Below are 20,721 nucleotides of genomic sequence, written 5' to 3'. Positions count from 1 at the left end.
GCGCGCTCCTGTTTCTAGGACGACGGACCTGGTTTTTATTATAAACGATCGAAAATTAATTTCCAATATCTTGATTGTAAAATGATCCGCCGGGAACGAAAAAAAGACCAGGGCCCCAGCCTGATCTTCACACTGCACATTTCCTTTTTTCAATTCAACGGGCGGGCGATCACGCCATGAAGCCGCCCGCGGCAGCCTGCGGCGCGGCTTCTTTTCCGTTATAAAGCATCTATTTTTGCAAAAAATATTCCACCAATGTGCAGAACGAATTCGTCTTTTCGATCTGCGTCCAATGTCCGCATGTTGAAAACATATGAAACTCCGCATTCGGCAGCAGCTGCGCCAATTTCCAGCTGGTCTGTTCGACCGGAATCACTTCGTCTTCCCGACCGTGCACGAGCAGCACCGGACAATCGATCCGTTTGATTTGATCCTCCTTTAAAGCCATCGCATCGATATGGCGCTGCCGCGGGGCGGGGAACATCGAAGCGAAGGCCGACTGGTTTTCTTCGTTCAAAGTGGCTTGATAACGCATATGCACCAGATCGCTGTTTTCGGCAAAGCTTTTGTCATAGGAAAAAATTTGGATCAACTGTCTCATTGTTTCCGGATCCGGCGTATAGCCCCACACACGGTCCAGACCTTCCGTCAGAGGGAAGGAAACACCTACGCTCCCCATTAGCACCAGCTTTTTCACCAGATCCGGCCTTCGATAGGCCAAATGCAGAGCAAGACAGCCGCCGAGGGAATTACCGACGATCGACGTCGGCCCGATATGCTTCGCTTCAATGAATGCGATCAGCTGCTCCACCCACGCGTCCACCCCGTATTGAGCCGAAGGGGGTTTTTCCGACGAGCCGAAGCCGATCAGATCCGGAGCGTATACGTGATAATGCTTCGATAAAATCGGATACACCAAACGCCAATTCGCCCAAGCCGAAACCCCAGGCCCGGAACCGTGAATCAAAAGCAGCGGCTCCCCTTGTCCGGCTTCATGATAATACACGCGATGACCGCCGATCGTGTCATACAATCCTTGCTCCTGCATACGCCAACCTCCCCGATAAATAATATGAATGTAAGCCGGCACTTCAACCTTGCACCCTGAATTGCATCGTTCCCAGCCGGTCCCAGATCGCCGTGACCGTATCCCCGGCTTTCAAAGTGTGCGCACCCGTTATGCCGCCGCTCAGGATGACCTGACCCGCCTTTAACGACTGACCTCTGCGGGATAACATATTGGCCAGCATCGCCACCGATTCGGCCGGATGGCCCAATACTTCCGCTCCCGCTCCGGCGTCCTTCCATTCTCCGTTGATCGATAACGTAACGCCGATCAAATCGAGCTCCAAGCCGACGGGACTTCTGAAGCCCGAGCCGATAAACACGCGAGACGACGAAGCGTTGTCCGCTACGACATCCGGCAGCGCAAACTGGAAGTCCTCATATCGGCTGTCAATGATCTCCAGCGCAGGCACGACATATTCCGTCGCCGCCAACACCTGCGCAGCCGTCACTCCCGGTCCCTGTACGTCCGCTGCCAGCACAAACGCGATTTCCGCTTCCACCTTCGGATGGATCAGCTCATCGAGTCGAAGCACATCGCCTTCCACGACCATATAATCAAAAATGAATCCGTAAATCGGCGCTTCAACGTTCATTTGCTTCATCTTCGCCCGGCTCGTCAGCCCCATCTTGGGCCCGATCACCCGATAGCCCTGCTCCAGCTTTCGGGCGATGAGCGCTTCCTGAATGCGGTAGCCGTCTTCCACCGTCAATTCGGGCCGCCGCTTGGTAAACCGCTCGACTTCTCGTTTGCCGACCTCCGACTCGATTAAAAACAAGGCCATTTCCTCATAACCACTTGGATTCATGGACATCCCCCCATCCTAAACCGGCGCTTCCCGCTTTCCTTTCGCCAGTTCGGCCGCAACGCTCATAATCATATCCTCCTGCCCGCCTACCGCCTTGTGTCTTCCGATTTCCAACAGAATGTCTCTGGCATCAAGCCCGAATTTCTCCGCCGCCCGTTCCGCATGAAGCAGGAAGCTGGAGTACACCCCCGCATAACCGAGGATAAGACTGCCTCTTGTAATTTCCTGCGGCTTCAGCAGAATCGGCGCAACGATCTCCTCCGCCAAATCCATGATTTTATAAACGTCGATGCCGGTTTCGATGCCCAAACGGTCCAGCACCGCGACCAGCACTTCCGTCTGGGTATTGCCGGCGCCTGCGCCGAGACAGCGGACGCTGCCGTCAATCCAGGTCGCGCCCGCCTCAATCGCCGCCAGCGTATTTCCCATCGCAAGGGACAAATTATTATGCCCGTGAAACCCAACCGGAACGGAGAGCGACTGCGTGAGCGCGCGGATTCGCTCCGTCACCTGATGGGGCAGCAGCGCTCCGGCCGAATCGACCACGTAGACGGTATCCGCCCCGTAGCTTTCCATTAATTTCGCTTGTTCGGCGAGCAACCGGGGCGGGGCCATATGCGACATCATGAGAAAGCCGACGGTGTGCAGCCCGAGCTCCTTAGACCTTGCGATATGCTGTGCGGAAATGTCCGCCTCCGTGACGTGGGTGGCGATGCGTGCCATGCCGATCCCCAACTTCGCCGCCTCGTTCAAATGGCGAATCGTTCCGATCCCCGGGAGCAGCAGCACTCCGATCTTCGACGCGGTACAAACAGAAACGGCCGCTTCGATCAATTCCATCTCGTTCGTCCGCGACAATCCGTATTGCAGCGATGACCCGGCAAGTCCGTCGCCGTGGGATATTTCAATATAAGGAACGTTCGCTTCATCGAGCGCTTTCGCTATGCTGATCACTTGATCTGCCGTATATTGATGGTTGATCGCATGGCTGCCGTCGCGAAGCGCCACCTCGGTGATCGTAATCCGTTGATTCGTCTTCAATCCCTCTTCCTCCCTCGGACCCGGATTCATGATACGGCGGCTTCGGACAGCCGGTTCTTCGCCACTTCCTCCGCAACCTTCACAGCCGACGCCGTCATAATATCGAGATTGCCGGAATAGGAAGGCAAATAATCCCCCGCGCCCTCGACCTCGAGAAACACCGATACCTTATTGCCGTCAATGATGGGCTCGGTTCTCAGCCGATAGCCGGGCACGTACGACCGGATATAGTCGACCGTTTCGGCAATGGAAGCGGCGATCGCCGACGCGTCCGCCTGCCCTTCGACCAGCGCATAGACGGTGTCCCGCATCATGACCGGCGGTTCGGCGGGATTTAGGATGATAATGGCCTTTCCGCGCTTTGCCCCTCCGATGAGCTGAATGCCATGAGAGGTCGTCTCCGTAAACTCGTCGATATTGGCCCTTGTCCCCGGACCCGCGCTCCGGGAAGAGATGGTTGCCACGATCTCTCCGTAGCTGACCGGAACGACTTTGCCGATCGCATGAATAATCGGAATCGTCGCTTGCCCGCCGCAGGTGATCAAATTGATGTTCTCCGCCTTCAGATGCTCAGTCAGATTGACAGACGGGATGACATAAGATCCCACCGCGGCAGGCGTCAAATTAATGGCGATTTTCCCCATTTCCTTAAGCATCCTGGCGTGCCGAATGTGCGCTTTGGCGGAGGTGGCGTCAAAGACGATATCCGCCATATCCGGAGCCTCTTCAAGAAACGCTTTCAAGCCCCTGCTAAAGGTGGCGTATCCTCGTTCCTGCGCCCGTTTTAAACCGTCCGACAGCGGATCGATCCCGATCATGGCCGTCAATTCCAGCACAGGCGAGCTTCTCAGCTTCATCATAAGATCAGTCCCAATATTGCCGGAACCCAGAATAGCCGCTTTCAGTTTTGTCATATCCCATCCCCCGATCATCGAAATGAAACGCCGACTTGTCCGAGACAGGCAATCCTCGCGGAGAACGTATCCCCGGGCTCCGCGTTCACAGCGGCCGAGAGGGCTCCGGATAAAATCACCTCTCCCGCCTTCAGCGTAATCCCGAACTCATGCAGCTTGTTGGCCAACCAAGCGGCGCAGTATGCCGGATTCCCCAGCGCCGCCGCGCCGACCCCCGTATTGACGAGGCTGCCGTTCTTGTACAACGCCATCCCGAGACGCGGCAAATCGACTTCATCGACCCTCACCGGCTTGCCGCCAAGCACAAACAGCCCCGAGGAAGCATTATCCGCCACCGTATCCTGCAGCTTGATCTTCCAATCCGCGATGCGGCTGTCCACGATTTCCAAAGCGGGCAAGACGTATTGGGTGGCGAGCAGCACATCGGCAGCCGTTACGTTCGGGCCCGCCAGGTCTTTTTTTAAAACAAACGCGATCTCCGCCTCCACCTTCGGCTGCAGCAGCCGTCCCGCCGGGATGTCTCCGTTATTCTCAACGGCCATATCGTCTAACAAATGGCCGTAGTCCGGTTGATCGACGCCCAGCAGCTTCTGCATGGCAAGCGAGGTCAGCCCGATCTTCTTGCCGACGATTTTCGCTCCGCCGGCCACTCTTCGCCCGATCGTCTCCAGCTGCACCAGATACGCCTGCTCGACCGTAAGCTCCGGATCCAGCTCCGTCAGCGGCGCGGCGCCGGCTAACGTTTGTTCCGCAGCAGCCAGGTGGTCCGCATACGCGGCCGCTTTTGCAAAGGAATGCACCATGTATCGTCCCCCTTTTAATGAAAATCATCGTCGGTGCGTACAATCCGATCATAATACAGGGCGTGATCAAAGTAAGCAGACGATTCCTATTGGATTTCCGCCCAAATCGCGGCATTCTTCGTATGAAAGGTACGAACGCGCCGGCGACAACCTTCCCGAAAAAACAATCACGACGCGATCGGCCGGGCTAAAAGCGATTCACAATTCTTCAAGCTCCAGGTTCATATCCAATTCTCCTAATGCAATCATCGATTGAAGCGCTAAATAGATTTGATACGTAACGGCCGGCCGGTTGATGTCGCACTCCAGAATCTCGTTCAACCGTTGAAGGCGATATCTCAATCCGCTGATAGAAATATTCATCTTGCGGGACGTCTTGTGGACGTTGCAGCCGTTGCTGACGTAATGGTACAGTGTCTTCGTCAGTTCCATGTCCTTATGCCGATCTTCCCGGATCAGCTTGCCCAGTCTTTTGTCGACGAATTTCTCGATCAAATTCACGTTGCTGGCCTGGAACAAGACCCCCTCGATGCCCAGGCTGTCGTAATGAACGACGCACGATTTCGGGTTCGTAATTTTCAGCGCGGCCAAGCTTTCTTCAAAAAGCTGCCCGATTTCTTCCAGCCGTTCCGAGGAGGAGCTTACGCCCGCCTTAAAGTCCAAATGAGGATACTTTTGCTGCAAACACTCCACGATTTTTTTGCTTACATCGCGTTTCGTATACCCTCGTTCCGTTAAGGCCGTTTCCGAGAACAGCAGCGCTGTCTTCCCGGACTTATCTGCTATGAGGTTGTTGATTTGGCGGTCTCTGCAGAAGTTGTATAAGCTGTTTACAAGCTCGTCGTTGAAATCAAGGGGATATCTTGAGGACAGCTTTTTCGATTTCTCGTGCAGCGTCACCATAAAAAACGGAGGCCGCACATCAAATTCGAAATATTGCGCCCGGCGCATGAATTCTTCCCGGCAGAGATGACCGGAGATCATCTCATCCAGAAAACTGCCCTTCATCCGCTGCTCCGCCATCAAGCGGGTTCGCTCATTTAACAGATACATGGAACACGTAACGGCGGCACGCTCCAGAATCATCCAATCGACTTCCTGGGGCAGTCCGTTGTCGTAAAGAAAATAGCAATACCCCACAATATTCCGCTGCAAAAAAATAGGCGTCACCAGGTAACACGTATTCTTCACCGACAAACATTCCGTCCGCGTAATACCCGACAAGCCTTTGATTTGACGCTCCGCTAACTCATGCTGTTCAATCCCGGACATCGCCAATACCGTTTGATGCTTATCCTCGATCAGCACGGGAATGCCCGTCGTTTGAAACAGCACCTTGGCAATCGACGACAGATCCTTCTCCCGCAGCACTTCATTCATTAATTTTTCGTGCACTTGGTACGTTCTGTTCAAATTGTCCCGTTCAATCCTCAGCTTCTCGAACATCCGGTCCAATTCGTTGATCAAGCTGTCAGGCTCATAATATTTCAACACGTCGTCCGCTTTGCCGTTCCACTCTTTCACGGTCTTGCAAATCGGGAAGCAGCAGTCGTTCCCCATGGCTTGACAGCTTTGCTCGATGACGATGACTTTCTCGCCTATAATGGTGGACAAATACCCGCTGGCATAGCCGACCAGAGTGTGGCATTGCGGATGACCGCCCTTCCCGAATTTCTCAAGATGCTCCTTGGCCTCATAGGAGTTCCGCCAGAGCGCTTCCATATGCATCGCCTTTTTCTCGAAATCGAAGTCGTTCTGCAGAATAATCACTTCTTCCAGGTTCCCGTGCAAAATGTGCATCCTGGGTCCGGCAAGCAGCGCTTCGGCCGGGTCGTCCCAAGCCAATTGCTTCATTTTCAGTGCATCGCTGACGCCGCAATGCCAGCCATATCGCATCAAAAAGCCTTTCATTCGTTCCGGACCGATCGTTTCGATCAATTCCTTGCGCAGCGTGCCGATCGCCGACGTTGGGATGGATATCATCTTCTCGTAACGGGGATCGGCATCGAAGGACGTTTTGTAAAACTCGTTTAACTTTAAATCAGCAGACCTCATAATCTCCCCACCTTACTGAAAGTTGGCAATGATGATTCTGCATGTTTACGATGGAAAGCATTTGATGCTTTCCCATTGTAAGCGTATTCAATAATCATTGTACTACGTTTTTGCTTCTCTGGCGAATTATACACCATCTCCGTTCTTGGAAATACGCCGATTTGTGCGGGAATACCGGGGCTGCAGATGATCTTTCCGTACGAATCGTACGAAACTCCATCGCACGCCGGCCAAAGCCATAGCCAGGACAATCATTAACGAAAACGGCCCTCCGATGAGGGCCGCCTAATTCGCCTAACGCGCAATCTCCTTCTCGATCCAGGCCACGACGTCCGCTTTATTCCGGTCGGTAATTTCGTGTGCCGCGGAATACGTTACATACTGGATGCGTTCGACTTTGTCTTTGAGGTATTGATGACTCTCCGCTCCTACTGAAGGGGGAAAGATCGGATCGCAATCGCCGTCGGAAAGAAAGACGGACAGATGACCGGCCGGCAGAATAACGTACTCCTCCTTTACGAAGGATGGAATGTACCCGTTCATTGCAATCACGCCTTTGACTTTACTGCCGAGCGTTAGAGCCAAGGTCAAGCTCAAGATGGCTCCTTGGCTGAAGCCGATCAAATAGACTTGTCTCGGGTCGATAGGAAAGCGACGGACGGCATCGTCTATGAAGTGCTGCAGCATTTCCACGCTGCGGTCAAACAAGTCACGCTCCGGATTGCCGAAGCTCTTCAAATAATAATAGGCGTGTCCCGCCTCGTAAGGTAGATGACCGCGAATGCCGATCAAGAACAGCTCGCCTTTCAGCGGCTCAATAACGGACAGCATATCTTTCTCGGTATAACCAATCCCGTGAAGAGCGAAAACGGCCGGATACGTCTTCCCCGATTCGATCGCTTTCGGGGGAATCACCGTGTATTCGAATGGAGCAGCCATCTCTAACCTCCTTTATATTAGCAATGTTTCGTTTTCATTCATCGACGCAAGCTCGCGGTACTTGCCTTGGAAATAAATCAGGGGGGCGCCGTCGTTCAGTTCGATGCCTGTAACCTCACCGACAAAAAACGTATGATCGCCAACGACATATTCGTTTACGACTTGGCATGTGACCCGTCCGATCGCTCCGGGAATGACCGGCATTCCGTTCAGCCATTCGAAATCGACGGAGCGCCCGTCTTTGATTTGTCCTGCAAACAACATGGAGATTTCCTGCTGGTCCTCCGCCAGGAAATTGACCGCGTAATGTCCCGCGTCCTTGATTTTTTGAAGCATCTTGGCCTTCTCTCCGATCGATACGAGAACCAGCTTCGGGTTTAAAGAAACGGACAGAAATGCGTTGGCCGTCATGCCGTGCGTTTCATCCCCGACGTTCGTCGTAATAACAGTAACCCCGGTTACGAATTGGCCCATAGCGTTCCGAAACGCGCGATCATCCATACCGTTCAACTCCTTCAATTAAGGTAGTCTGATGACCGAAAAGCATTACCACGCAGCGGCAATGCTTTTCGGATCGGAAGATTTATTTCGTGCTGGCCACTTCTTGTGTGTTGTCAATGACAGGCGTGCCGTACATGAAGAATTCCTGCGGAAGCTGAGAGCCGAACCAGATGATGCCCTTGGCCAAATCCTCTTCCTTCCAGGTGATCGGCTTCCAGGCCGGATCGAAAATCAAGTAACCCGGATCGCCAAACAGCTCCACGCGGTTTCCGCCCGGTTCAATTACATACAAGAAATACGCTTGGCTGATCCCGTGTTTACCCGGTCCCGCATCGATCTTTATGCCGTTCTCGATGAACACGTCGCAAATATCCGAAATGTTTTGCGGGAACCCGTACCAGTAGCATATATGGTGCATGCGCGCTTTGCCGCCAAGCGGGTCTCCCATCATCGCAATCTCATGCACAAGCGGACTCACGCTCAGCCAGGCCGCGGCATCGTTACCGTTGTTCAGACGGATATGCTCTCGCAGATTGAAGCCAAGCTGATCCATCAAAAAATCTACGTTCGGCTTCATTTCGTGCGCCATTAAGTTTACGTGGTCGAGGCGGCGTACCGGCACGCCGCGGGTCGGACGCTTTTGCGGACGGTTAAGAAGCGGCGTCTTCAGATGCTCGGGCGCCTGCCAGTACTCTACCTCCCATAGAAGTTCCATCTTATGCCCGTCCGGCGTTATGAATTGATACGCGGCTCCGTGGCCTTCTTCGTCTTCCAACCAGCCTTTGCCAAGTCCAGTCGCCTGAATCGCTTTAACGCGGCGCTCCAGCGCCTGAGGCGAGGACGTTCTCCATGCGACGTGACCGAGTCCGGGTTCCTTCGCTTCCGTAATTTTCAGCGTATGGTGATAGAAATCTTCATAGGCTCTCAAGTATACGGACTGGCCTTTACGTACGGTCTCTTCCATCCCGAGAAGTTCCTTGAAAAACCACAACGTTTCATCCGGCTTCGGGCTGAAAATTTCCACATGGGCCAACTGATGGACATCAAACATAGGTTCTTTTTGCATTTGAATTGCCTCCTTGTTTTATATATAGTAAGTGTCTGCCTTCGACAGTAAGACGCTTATTACCAGACCGGGTCCCCCGGCAGGCCGAACATGGTTCGTCCGTAAGCGGCCATGGCATCCTCATACAAATGATTCGGGTGAGCCGCCAACGCAATCAGATCTCTTGTAAACAGCTCCACCGGATCGCCCTTGAAGATGGATGTTCCGCCCAAGGTGAGCATCGCCCGAAGCGTTAATTCAGAAACGGACCTCGCGACGTAACCCCGCATGGCGAACATCCGCTCCCGTTCTTCATCGTTCATGACCGTTTTTCCTTCCACCTGACATTCTTCCAACTGACGGACGTAACTGTCCACGATTCCCTCCAGTGCGTGGTGCTGCATCTTCATCTCGGCCAGAAGCCGCTGGCTGCCGGAAGACTCCTTCTCCTTCGCTCCCAACTTGAAGACGCGGACACGTTTCTCCGTGCGTTCGTAAAAGAGAGACAAAATCCGATCCAGGCCGCCCAGAGCGACAATAGGGAATCCCAGGAGAAAAAGCGGCATAAACGGCATGCGATACACCGGATCGTTCGGATCGTATTCGCCGCCGGCCGGCGTTCCGGAGGCCATGACCCGTCCGGCAGGAAAAATGCGATGCGGCGGCACATAAGCGCCGTCCACCAAAACTCCGTTGCTGCCCGAGGAACGAAGACCGATCGTGTCCCAATTCTCAACGATTTTGACATCCGACTTCGGGAGCGCCAGCAAGCAATATTCGGGTCCCTGTCCGTCCGGCAGTTCCATCATGGCTCCGAGCCCGATCCAACCGCTCCAGAGCACCCCGCTGCAAAAATTCCACTGCCCGTATAGGCGGAATCCTTCTCCATCCTTCTCCACGCGTCCGATGGGAGCGACAACATCGGCCAGCAGTTCTCCGCCGCCCAAAATCTCGTCCCTGCCCTTCGGAGGAAGATACGCGGCCCAAAGCTCATGGACGGAGTAGAAGTAAACGAGCCACCCCGCAGGCACGCTGTAACGGGACACGGTTCGAATGATCTTCGCGTACGTCTTGAGATCGATCTGCAGCCCTCCGTACTTTTTGGGCCGCATGATCTTGTGAAACCCGGCTTCCTCGATCGCCTTCGCCACGCGTGGGGAGAAGCGGGCATTGCGATCCGCCTCAATGGCTTCCGCTTCCGCGATCTTTCCGATCGTTTCCGCGCTTGCGAGAAGCGCTTGAATTTTGGAATGCTGTTCGACCTGGATTTTGCTAAGCGCCATCTGTACATACCTCCTTTAATTAAAACGCTTACAATTCGATTTCAAAAAAGTTGCGTCCCCTTCGTCTCCGCCCAAGCAGTCTCAAGTCCCCATTATTTTCACTTTACATGCCTCCTTCTTACACTCGTCTTTCTCGCTGCTATGGTATTATCATAAATAATTATTTGCCTGCGGGATGCAGACACATATGCTCAATAACGAGACGAATCCGAACGTAAATTCATATGAATCGTATGAAAAAGAAAAAGCCCCCTCCCCGCTTTCGCAGAGAGAAGGCTTGCGCTACGATGACGGATTGGCTTGTCCGTGCAAGGCGTGCTCGAATGCAGCCATGCCCGTACTTGCGACAATCATTTCATCCTTTTCAGACGCTTTAACACGTCATTGCCGCCCTCGCCAAAATATGTCTTCAGTGTGCTGTATTCCTTATAAAGCGTCTCGTAAATGGAAACATGCTCGGGAATCGGCTTGAACACCCCGCTTTTTGTTTTCCCCATGACCGCCGTTGCGTCCTGAATGGTTTTATATCCGCCCCCGGCCTCTCCTGCTGCTACGGAGCCCAGAATAGCCGCGCCAATGGCCGGTGTAAACGGAGAGTCGGCCACCTTGATTTCCATGTTCATCACATCGGAATAAATTTGCATTAGCAATCGGTTGCGCTGAGGTATGCCCCCGGCAGCATAAAGCTCATGAACCGGCAATTCATTGTTTCGAAATGTTTCCATGATGCTGCGTGCACCGAATGCCGTCGCTTCAAGCAGCGCCCGGTAAATTTCATGAGGTCGAGTGCGCAGCGTCATACCGAATATCGCACCTGTTAACTCAGCATCATCCAGTGGAGAACGATTGCCGTTATGCCAGTCCAGTGCAAGAATCCCGCTTTCTCCAGGCTTCAGTTCAGACGCCAGCCGCTCCATCCAATCCTGAACGGACATTTGTGCTTTTGCAGCCTCTTCGATGATTTGAACCGGAATCCCTTGTTTCATAAACCAAGCAAATATATCTCCTACAGCCGATTGGCCCGCTTCATACCCGTAAAGACCTGGAATGATACTATCTTTAACAACACCGCTGATGCCTGGAACACAGATTTCCTTCTCCGATAACATTAAGTGACAAGTTGAAGTACCCATGACCATAACTAATTTCCCGGGGGTGCATACTCCGGTGCCCAGAACCGCCGCGTGGGCATCAATCATCGATATGGCTACCGGAAGGCCGGGAGTTAACCCAAGTCTTGCAGCCATATGAGGCAGAAGCGTCCCCGCCTGATTTCCTAGCGGCACTACTTCACCGCTTAATTTGGTATCGGTAATCGATTGGAGGCGAGGGTCTACTGCCGCAAAAAAATCGGGAGCCGGATACCCTTCGGCCTCATGCCAAAACGACTTGAATCCGGCCATACAGCCGCTGCGTTTCAACTGACCAATCAGCTTGGCGACAATCCAATCTCCCGCTTCAATAAAATAAGCTGCATCCCGGTAAATCTCAGGGGCTTCATGGAGTATTTGAAGACATTTGGGCAGCATCCATTCCGAGGAGATCTTCCCCCCATATCGTTTTAACCAAGGTTCATTGCGTTCCAGAGTGATACGATTTAATAAGTCCGTTTCCTCTTGGGTACTATGATGCTTCCATAACTTAACCCAAGCGTGGGGATGATTCGAATATTCCGCTTTGAGACAGAGCGGCTCAAAAGCAGCATCGACCGGCAGCATCGTGCATGAAGTGAAATCAATTCCTAACCCAATCACCTGCTCCGCCGATACGCCGGCCGCCTGAAGGACAGCCGGAATGGAACGGTAAAGCACCTCCAGGTAATCCTGGGGATGCTGTAAAGCCCAATCCGGGGGAACAAACGAGTTGGATTCTGCATGAGGCAAACGTTCTGTAATCACCCCGTGAGCATACGGCGTTACATGGCTTGCAAGCACTTCGCCATTCGACACATCCACAAGAACCGCACGACCGGACTCCGTGCCAAAATCAATTCCCAGCGAACATGTTGGAGTATTCATGACAATAGCCTCCGTAATTATTTTTCAACACCGCCAAATGTCAGTCCAGAAACAATATGACGTTGGCTAAAGAATGTAAACAAGACGATAGGAATCGTTTGTAAAACAGATAATGCCGCCATCAACTCCCACTTAATATCGAGTTGACTCGTATAGGAGGTCAATGCGACCGGCAATGTTTTGGCCGCATCCTGCGTCATGATAAGCCCGAACAACAAGTCGTTCCAAGTCCAAATAAAAGAGAAGATCACCACTACAGCAATGCCGGAGCGAATTAATGGCAGTACGATGAACAGCAGCGTCTGCATCAGATTGCACCCGTCAATCAATGCAGCCTCTTCAATTTCTTTTGGCATTTTCTTAATGAAAGAGACCAGCATCCAAACGGCAAAAGGCAAGTTGAATGCCGTATAAAGCAAAACCAGCCCCATGCGCGTATCAAAAAGCTCAACTTTTTGAAAAATAATAAATAGTGGAATAATAACGGCAATCGGGGGCATCATTTTCGTGCTCAAGATCCATAATTCGATATGTTTCGAGCCGCGAAGAGTATATCGCGCTAACGCATAAGCCGCAGGTATGCCAAGCAGCAGGGCAATCACGGTTGAAAATACACCGGCGGTAAAGGAATTAATAAAGTACGGCCACGTTTCGGAAAGAACGACGGCAAAGTTATTAAAATTTAATGATTTTGGCAAAATAGACGGAGGCATAGTAAACATTTCAGCTCTTGATTTGAACGCGGCAAGCAGAAGCCAAATCAACGGAAGTATATAAACAGCAGTTACCAAATAGACCGATACGCCGGCAGCATTTCTAACTAAGTTACGGTTCATACCACATCTCTCTTCCATAAGTATTTAAACAGCATCTGAACAATCACAGTACTTATTATCAAAATGATTATGGCAACAGCGGCTCCGCTCCCCGTCTGGTAGTACAAGAAGGATTGCCGGTACGCCATCAAGCTCATCAATTCTGTAGCGGTTCCAGGGCCACCGTTAGTAGTTACATAGACTACATCAAACATTTTCAAGCTTTCCATCACCCTGATAAAAATACCAAGAACGACAACATGCCATATAAATGGAGCTTCAATATTTTTCAGTCTGGACCAAAAACCGGCGCCTTCTATTTGAGCTACTTCCGTTAAATCTTTCGGTATGCTGTTTAATCCGGCAATAATCAGAAGCATCATAAAAGGCGCCCATTGCCATACATTGATACCCAAAATGGAATACAGGGCAACTTTTGGGTCGCCAAACCACGCCAGAGTCGGCAAATGGAGCAAGTCCAATATATAGTTCATCACTCCAAGGGTAGGATTCAAAATGTACGACCAAAGTAAACCTATAATTAAAGGCGTCACCATAATCGGAATCATAAACAATGTCCTAAGAATACCGGTTCCCTTTACTCCATCGGCAGCCGTAAAGAGCTTGGCAATGAAATAACCTATAATGAGTTCAATGGCAATCGTCGAAACGGTAAGCAGCAACGTATTTCCAACGGCGGTATAAAAGGTCTTATCTTTTAACAACACCGTGTAATTCGTGAATCCAATAAACTTTGCAGCGTTGATTCTGGTCAGATTCAAATTGCTAAAACTGACGTAAAGCGCATAAACCAACGGATACACATTCCAGACCAGCAAATAAATCAGTGCCGGCAGCAGCATGATCCAGCCAGTCAAATGGGATCGCCCCAGTTTTTTCTTTTTGGCTAGCAACTTAATGTCTCCCTCCATATATTTCGCCTGCATATGACCACTCCTAACATGTTGTTTATTCACGCAAAGTCATTCACGTAAAAATGAACATTTTCGCGCATACCCAATTCATCATTCCTACTTGAAAGCGATTACTCGAATTTATGAGTTTATTTTAAATGATTTCTTTCCGTTAAATCAAGATTAATTTTCAACAAAACGAAAATTTATACGCATTATCGAACATATATAAACATTAATAAGCTTGATTTTTAGTAAGTAACCTTCGTGATTTCGTTTTAACATAGAGGTAATCTTACGGTTTTAGCTGAAATGATAAGCTCTTGACAAAACATCGTGTTCGATAATAAGCTTATATCAAGCAATTATGAAAACAAACGAGCAATTTCAAACAGTGGAGGTCATCGACTATGCTTGCTGCCGAAAGAAAGCATCTTATTGTTGAATATGTAAAACAACGACATACTGCCACTGTAGCCGCTCTCGCCAAACATTTTCATGTTCATGAGGCAACGATCCGCAGAGACTTGATTGAAATCGAACAGGAAGGCCTGTTACGTCGTACACACGGTGGAGTCGTTTTGGATAAGGGGGCCAATTTTGAGCCATCCTTTTCCGAGCGGGCTATCGATCAGATAGAAGAAAAAATCCGGATCGGCAAAAAGGCGGCTGAAATGATTGAAGACGGCGATCATGTCATTCTGGATTCCGGTACAACAACGATTCATATCGCAAAGCATCTTACTCACCGTAACAACATTACCTTAGTGACCAATGACATTAATGTGGCCAGTGAGCTGCGCGACTCTCCGGGGGTTACGGTTATCGTTACGGGGGGGCTTTTATATAAATCGAGTTTTATGCTCAACGGCATGTTCACAGATCAGGTACTTCATACTTTACATGTGCAAAAAGCATTTATCGGGACACCGGCTATTCATCCTAAGTTTGGGCTTACTCATCCCGAGGCCCAGCTTGTTCCCACGAAGCAAGGTATGATTCGAGCGGCTCAAGAGGTCATTGTGGTCGCCGATCAATCGAAAGTAGGCAAGGTGTCGCTTCATACGGTTGCTCCGATCGAATCGATTCATTCGATAATTACCGGTAACGACATATCCGAATCCGTCCGAAAGCAATTTAAGGATTCAGGGATTCAGTTGATTACGGTTTAAATAAAATGCCATGCGTTAGGACATTTCTTGCATTCCGGATCTCTGCCTCAGAAGAGGGCTGCAAGAAATTTCTTATATCATTCATATCCTTATAGGGAGGTATTGATTTTCATTGCAACCACTCAAGAACAAGACATCCGTTCAGTCCCGCGCGTACAGATTACTTAAACCGGGAGAAATCAGTGAGGTGACCCTCGAACACAAGATACGCGATGGGGAAATTGTTGTTCAACCGTCCATGGGCAGCATCTGTCATGCAGACCTAAGGTATTTTACCGGTCAACGACGGCCTGAAGCACTGGCCAAAAAATTACCGATGGCCTTGATCCATGAAGGCATCGGAACCGTTGTTGAAAGCACTTCGCCGGATATCCAAATGGGCCAGCGGGTTATCATTGTTCCTAATTTACCAGGATATTTGCTTCGAAACATTTCTCCGCAGGTTTGCTGTCCAGCCTGCCAAAAAGGATTGGGGGAAAACTATTGCCATTACGGCAAATTTTTGGGAAGCGGTTTCGACGGCATTGCTCAAAGTCATCTCGTCCTTCCGGCCGCATGTACCATACCGATTCCGGACGAGGTTCCTGACGAAATTGCCGTATTGGCGGAACTGTGTTCCGTCTCCTATCAGGCAGCCAGCCGCATTGCCGACCGATTACCCGCAAGTCGTGTCGCCGTGTTCGGTGACGGACCCGTAGGTTACTTGACCGCCGCAGTTTTGCATCATGTTTTCGGGGTTACAAAAGACCGGCTGCACGTATTTGGTGCGATTCCAGAGAAGCTTGAGCAATTCCAATTCGCTTCTAGAGCGTTGGTGCAGGAATACGATTTTACCCATTCGGCTTCATTCGATATTGCGGTTGAATGCACAGGCGGTCGCTTCTCCGAAAGTGCCATTAATCAGGCGATTGATATTATAAGTCCTGGCGGTGCTTTATTATTAATGGGGGTTACCGAAGAGAGAGTTCCAATGAATACGAGGGATATATTGGAGAAGGGCTTATTGGTCATCGGAAGCAGTCGAAGCTCCTATTCCGATTACCATCCTTTGATTTCTGCTATGAAAGATATCGGCTTTCAAACCACCTTGCGCAGATTGCTTCCTGACCAGAATGTCACCATTCGAACCTCAGAGGACTTTGCCGCTGTAATGAAAGAAGCTGCGGAACATCGAGGATGGAAAAAAACAGTACTGAATTTCCAATGGTAACAACCAAAAGAAACTACAGTACCGAAAGAAAAAAAAACTATACAACTTATATTATATAATAAAAAAAAGATACGATACAAGATAAATAAAAGCTAATCCCTATCCTTCGTGCAGTCCCTATTTTCGCTCATGGCATTTTATGAACGAACAGGACTGCACTCCATTGCAACACTTGTGTAAGCGATTTCTAAAAATTCCAAGGAGGCTTCCTATGAAATCTATACATTACCTGAAAAAAGCTCTACCCGCCGTTTTAACCGGTACCCTGCTTCTTACTAGCGCCTGCTCTAATGACAAGCCGGAAGGTTCAACCGCGGCTGAAAATACGAACAACGAAACCCCAAAATCCTTGAAAATTATTATGATTGCCGACCCCTGGGTTGACGTAATGAAAAACTTCGGGGCGGAATATGAGAAAGCCACTGGAATCAAAGTCCAAATCGATTCCTATTCCTACGATCAAACACACCAAAAAGAAGTCCTGTTAGGAACCCAAAAGTCGGACGCTGCAGACGTCATAGTCCTGGATTCCCCTTGGATTGGCGAATTTGCCGAAGGACAAATTACAGAGGACTTGAAAGCAAGAATTGAAGCAACGCCTGATCTCGAGTGGGATGATTATATCCCTTCATTCCGCCAAGTTGCCGAGTGGAAGGGACAAATTGTCGGAGTTCCTTTCGCGCCTTATTACGTGATGCTTCACTATCGCAAAGATCTCTTTGAAAAGGAAGGTCTTCAGCCTCCAAAAACCTATGATGAAATGGTGGCCATCGCCAAACGTTTTACAAACAATCCGAACTATCCCGGAATGTCCGGGATTGCCATGAATAATGCCAAAGGAGCGCCTGCAGGCCAGGCTTGGTTTGAGTACATTTTTAACGTAGATAAGCCTTTTGAAAGCAACTATCCAGGCAGCAAAGATGCCTATGCCGACATGACGCCGAGAATAGATTCGCCTGAAAGTATTAAAATAGTCAACATGTTCAAGGAGCTCCTGCAATACCAGCCTGATGGCGCGCTCAACTTCGCTTGGGATGATCGTACTCAAGCCTTTGCACAGGGCAAAGTAGCTATGATGGCCGCATGGTCGGTTGTGACCCCCGGTCTTTTGGATCCAAGCCGTTCTCAAGTTTCAGATAAATTTGCTACAGCCCTTGTACCTGGTGTTTCCGGCAAAGATCCGGTGGCTCCTCTTGGCGGATGGGTGATGAGCATTAACAAATACAGTAAAAATAAAGAGGCCGCTTGGGATTTCATTAAATGGGCCAACAACAAAGAGAACCATAAGAAATTTGTTCTTCAAGGCGGACCTCCTTCCCGTTTATCCGAATTGAACGACAACGAGATCAAACAAAAGTTCCACTGGATTGATACGTTGGCCCAATCCGCCGAGAAAGCTTACGCCGATTGCCGCCCTCGGATTCCGGAAAGCTTCCAAATTATCGATACCATCGGGAACGCAATCTCTCAAGCGGTTAGCGGCCAGATGCCCGTTGAACAGGCCATGAAGAAAGCAAATGATGATGTGAAAAAATTGCTGATTCAAAGCGGATATACGTTTAAATAGTGAATCAAGAATGGAATGTAAGGCTGTACGTTAATACCAAAGCCACGAAGGCCGCTCTGATAGCGGCTCTCGTGGCTTTCATTTATACGACTATCCGATCAAGAGCTATTATCGCCAGCTCCGGAAAGTAACCAAAGGCAAGAGCATTTTCCCAACTGATGAAGCATTGCCCAAGATGCTCTATTTGGCTACGATGGATGTGACACGGAAAGGGACGGATCGTGTCCAGAACTGGAGACAAATCCTTCTCTACGGCTTGATGAATATTTAACAATTCAATTACACTTCTCTCGCCTTATCTGATTTTTCGGTTTGTCTGGGATTTACCAATTCTGGATATTCAACCTCCAATTTGCGGATGAGTTCCTCGATTTCTTCCGGAGTGAGGATTTCCTTTTCTTTCTCCATTTTAGAGCCTCCTTGCAATCATGGATACCAAATTATTGAGATCATCTGCCAATTGAAACAAGCAACTTGTGAAGATGCCGCAATCTCCTCTTTGTCTGAAAACGTTTGGATTTTGTATTCAACAATGAAAAGCATGAAAGGGGCAAGAGGATCCCCTTCGCCAGCAAATGTTCGGTTGGGTATCCAAAAAAACGATCGCCCGCATCTAAATAAATGATAGGATCTCTTGATATATATTGGGTAAAGATACTTGCCGATCAGCATATCCCGCCTCATAAACCGCTTTTGGCATACCATATACGATACATGATTCTTCAGATTCAACGATCACATGACCCCGCTGCCGCTTCACTTCACCGCAACCGATTAACCCATCTGTCCCCATTCCAGTAAGAATAACGACCAATAAACGATCGCGATAAATCGAAGATCCGGACTGAAGCGAAACATCAATGGATGGCTTGTACAATTTGCTCTCGTCTACCACGATTTTGAACGTCGTCTTCCCGTCATTTGTTTTTTGAAACAAGGTCTGATATCCTGCAGGAGCAACATAAATGACTCCTGGCATTACGACATCGCCATCTTCCGCTTCTTTCACTTTCAAATTGCATAGGTTATCGAAACGGTCTGCCAATGGTTTGGTAAATCCGGGCGGCATATGCTGTAGAACAACAATTCCTGCAGGAAAGTCGGGTGTAAATCGAGGAAGTATGGATTGTATGGCCGACGGTCCGCCTGTGGAACACCCGATAATGAGCAGATCAACGGAAGCGGAACCTCTTTTCTTATTTTCTTCCACTGCTTCTTTCACAGATGCAACATTGTTTTGTAAGGGTAATTTTGCATTAGCGGCGGCCTTTACCCTCATCAAAAAATCGTCTATTATTTTAGGTTCCGCAGGATTCTTCATCAAGGAGCTTTTTGGAAAGAAATCTACCGCACCTAATTGTAATGCCGTTAGAGTGGCTTCCGCTCCTTCGCCTGTTAATGTGCTCAGCATTACGACGGCAACCGGATGATATTTCATGATTTGTTCCAAGGCGGTTATTCCGTCCATTTCCGGCATTTCCACATCCATCGTAACGACATCCGGTTTGAACCGCTTTATCTTTTCAATTGCCTCCAGGCCATTGCGGGCGATACCCACGATAAAAAAATCCGGATCCTTCTCAATTAAGAGGCTGATGGCCCTCCTCATGAATGCAGAATCATCGACGATCAGCACACCGTACCGACTCAATTGGCTTTGCCTCCTTATGAGAATAGTTTCTGAAGCTGGCGTCTCTTCAATATTGCGAACGCTCAACGTCCCCTTTTCGGAAATAAAATGTCGCACGAGCATTTATGGTTTCGAAATTGGTGTTCAAGCCCGTTATCGTTTCGGCATGTCCCAGAAATAAAAATCCGCCTGGATTTAAACGATGATAAAATTTCGCAATGACCCGGCTTGTAGTTACGGAATCGAAATAAATAAGCACATTTCTGCAAAAAATGATATCGACTTTTTCGACCGCCGCCATATCCTCATCATGTAAAAGATTCGAATGCCGGAATTCAATCCTGTCTTTTATGAAGCTCTTGATTTGAAATCCTTCATCTTGCGGAAAAAAGTACTTATCCAACATCTCCTTAGGAGTCCGGCGGAAGCATAGCGAATTTTTATGGTACCACCCACGATTCGCAATTTGCAGAACTTTTTTATTAATGTCGGTTGCAATGATATGTACAGATTCCAGCGGTACAATCCCTGATTCTGCGATTGTCATCGCCAAGCTGTAAGGTTCTTCTCCCGTTGAGCAAGCGGCACTCCAAATCCGAATCCATTTCTTATTCCGCAATTGGGGAAGAATCGCATTGCTTAATTCATTTAGCTGACTCTCTTCACGAAAAAAATAGGTTTCGTTGTTAGTAATGAGTTCAACAAGGTGATTCCATTCTTGCTGGTTCCTTGTTAAGAATTCGGTGTACTCCCCGAACGTCATATTCAAAATGGATAGTCTCTTCGAGACCTTCGAGGCGAGCAACGAAAGATTGTCCAAGTAATTCAGTCCGCAAAAGTCATAAATCATTTGCCCCAAATCTTTTAAGCACATATCATTATCCTGAATTTCGTTTATGAACTCCATATTCATTAATGTTACATCTCCCATATGAGCAGC

19 protein-coding genes are annotated in these 20,721 nt (G+C 49.4%); 3 read left to right on the top strand and 16 right to left on the bottom strand.

Annotated elements, in window-relative coordinates; translation table 11 throughout:
* Positions 1-229: 229 nt before the first annotated feature.
* The 13 genes from IJ22_RS23850 to IJ22_RS23790 all read right to left on the bottom strand — a co-directional run bounded on the left by IJ22_RS23850 (position 230) and on the right by IJ22_RS23790 (position 14,235).
* Positions 230-1,048 (bottom strand): alpha/beta fold hydrolase, encoded by an 819-nt coding sequence (locus IJ22_RS23850; RefSeq protein WP_062410558.1) that lies wholly within the window; start codon positions 1,046-1,048, stop codon positions 230-232.
* Positions 1,049-1,091: 43 nt separating this feature from the next.
* Positions 1,092-1,874 carry a 2-keto-4-pentenoate hydratase gene (locus IJ22_RS23845; RefSeq protein WP_062410557.1) on the bottom strand — a complete coding sequence of 261 codons (783 nt, stop codon included), beginning with the start codon at positions 1,872-1,874 and terminating at the stop codon, positions 1,092-1,094.
* A 15-nt stretch (positions 1,875-1,889) separates the two neighbouring features.
* On the bottom strand, positions 1,890-2,915 hold the full coding sequence (gene dmpG, locus IJ22_RS23840; RefSeq protein ID WP_235594211.1) for a 4-hydroxy-2-oxovalerate aldolase: 1,026 nt from the start codon (positions 2,913-2,915) through the stop codon (positions 1,890-1,892).
* A gap of 26 nt (positions 2,916-2,941) precedes the next feature.
* Positions 2,942-3,829, bottom strand: coding sequence for an acetaldehyde dehydrogenase (acetylating) (locus IJ22_RS23835; protein ID WP_054819824.1), 888 nt, complete (start codon positions 3,827-3,829; stop codon positions 2,942-2,944).
* Between the two features lie 14 nt (positions 3,830-3,843).
* The gene (locus IJ22_RS23830; protein ID WP_062410555.1) at positions 3,844-4,632 is read right to left on the bottom strand and encodes a 2-keto-4-pentenoate hydratase; all 789 of its coding nucleotides are present in this window, start codon (positions 4,630-4,632) and stop codon (positions 3,844-3,846) included.
* 198 nt (positions 4,633-4,830) lie between these two features.
* Complete coding sequence (locus IJ22_RS23825; protein WP_062410554.1) at positions 4,831-6,687, bottom strand: XylR N-terminal domain-containing protein; 1,857 nt, start codon at positions 6,685-6,687, stop codon at positions 4,831-4,833.
* 294 nt (positions 6,688-6,981) lie between these two features.
* A complete protein-coding gene (locus tag IJ22_RS23820) occupies positions 6,982-7,626 on the bottom strand; it encodes an alpha/beta hydrolase (RefSeq protein ID WP_062410553.1) in 645 nt (214 codons plus the stop codon).
* Between the two features lie 12 nt (positions 7,627-7,638).
* The gene (locus IJ22_RS23815; RefSeq protein WP_062410552.1) at positions 7,639-8,127 is read right to left on the bottom strand and encodes a flavin reductase family protein; all 489 of its coding nucleotides are present in this window, start codon (positions 8,125-8,127) and stop codon (positions 7,639-7,641) included.
* A gap of 82 nt (positions 8,128-8,209) precedes the next feature.
* Entirely contained in the window at positions 8,210-9,193 is a 984-nt protein-coding gene (locus IJ22_RS23810) for a catechol 2,3-dioxygenase (RefSeq protein WP_062410551.1), read from the bottom strand.
* A gap of 59 nt (positions 9,194-9,252) precedes the next feature.
* Positions 9,253-10,455 carry an acyl-CoA dehydrogenase family protein gene (locus IJ22_RS23805; protein ID WP_062410550.1) on the bottom strand — a complete coding sequence of 401 codons (1,203 nt, stop codon included), beginning with the start codon at positions 10,453-10,455 and terminating at the stop codon, positions 9,253-9,255.
* Between the two features lie 350 nt (positions 10,456-10,805).
* The gene (locus tag IJ22_RS23800; RefSeq protein WP_062410549.1) at positions 10,806-12,473 is read right to left on the bottom strand and encodes a ribulokinase; all 1,668 of its coding nucleotides are present in this window, start codon (positions 12,471-12,473) and stop codon (positions 10,806-10,808) included.
* Positions 12,474-12,490: 17 nt separating this feature from the next.
* Positions 12,491-13,309: a carbohydrate ABC transporter permease gene (locus IJ22_RS23795; RefSeq protein WP_054819817.1), complete on the bottom strand. Its 819-nt coding sequence runs from the start codon at positions 13,307-13,309 to the stop codon at positions 12,491-12,493.
* The gene (locus IJ22_RS23790; RefSeq protein ID WP_062410548.1) at positions 13,306-14,235 is read right to left on the bottom strand and encodes a carbohydrate ABC transporter permease; all 930 of its coding nucleotides are present in this window, start codon (positions 14,233-14,235) and stop codon (positions 13,306-13,308) included. The genes IJ22_RS23795 and IJ22_RS23790 overlap by 4 nt, the downstream gene beginning before the upstream one ends.
* A gap of 377 nt (positions 14,236-14,612) precedes the next feature.
* Between IJ22_RS23790 and IJ22_RS23785 the strand changes: the two genes are divergently transcribed.
* From IJ22_RS23785 to IJ22_RS23775, 3 genes are all read left to right on the top strand, one after another.
* Entirely contained in the window at positions 14,613-15,374 is a 762-nt protein-coding gene (locus IJ22_RS23785) for a DeoR/GlpR family DNA-binding transcription regulator (RefSeq protein WP_062410547.1), read from the top strand.
* Between the two features lie 112 nt (positions 15,375-15,486).
* Positions 15,487-16,584, top strand: a complete 1,098-nt coding sequence (locus IJ22_RS23780) for an alcohol dehydrogenase catalytic domain-containing protein (protein ID WP_062410546.1) — start codon at positions 15,487-15,489, stop codon at positions 16,582-16,584.
* A gap of 211 nt (positions 16,585-16,795) precedes the next feature.
* Complete coding sequence (locus tag IJ22_RS23775; protein ID WP_062410545.1) at positions 16,796-18,151, top strand: extracellular solute-binding protein; 1,356 nt, start codon at positions 16,796-16,798, stop codon at positions 18,149-18,151.
* Positions 18,152-18,430: 279 nt separating this feature from the next.
* Here IJ22_RS23775 and IJ22_RS27040 read toward each other — a convergent pair whose 3' ends face one another.
* The 3 genes from IJ22_RS27040 to IJ22_RS23765 all read right to left on the bottom strand — a co-directional run bounded on the left by IJ22_RS27040 (position 18,431) and on the right by IJ22_RS23765 (position 20,694).
* Positions 18,431-18,559: a hypothetical protein gene (locus tag IJ22_RS27040; protein ID WP_256380576.1), complete on the bottom strand. Its 129-nt coding sequence runs from the start codon at positions 18,557-18,559 to the stop codon at positions 18,431-18,433.
* Positions 18,560-18,764: 205 nt separating this feature from the next.
* A complete protein-coding gene (locus tag IJ22_RS23770; RefSeq protein WP_235594210.1) occupies positions 18,765-19,868 on the bottom strand; it encodes a protein-glutamate methylesterase/protein-glutamine glutaminase in 1,104 nt (367 codons plus the stop codon).
* Positions 19,849-20,694 carry a CheR family methyltransferase gene (locus IJ22_RS23765; RefSeq protein WP_235594209.1) on the bottom strand — a complete coding sequence of 282 codons (846 nt, stop codon included), beginning with the start codon at positions 20,692-20,694 and terminating at the stop codon, positions 19,849-19,851. Before IJ22_RS23765 ends, IJ22_RS23770 begins: the two co-directional genes overlap by 20 nt.
* Between the last annotated feature and the right edge of the window lie 27 nt (positions 20,695-20,721).

The organism is Paenibacillus naphthalenovorans (assembly GCF_001465255.1).
In the GTDB taxonomy this organism is placed as follows: domain Bacteria; phylum Bacillota; class Bacilli; order Paenibacillales; family NBRC-103111; genus Paenibacillus_G; species Paenibacillus_G naphthalenovorans.
The sequence above is the reverse complement of the archived record's forward strand: the minus strand, read 5'-3'. Positions and strand labels throughout refer to the sequence as shown.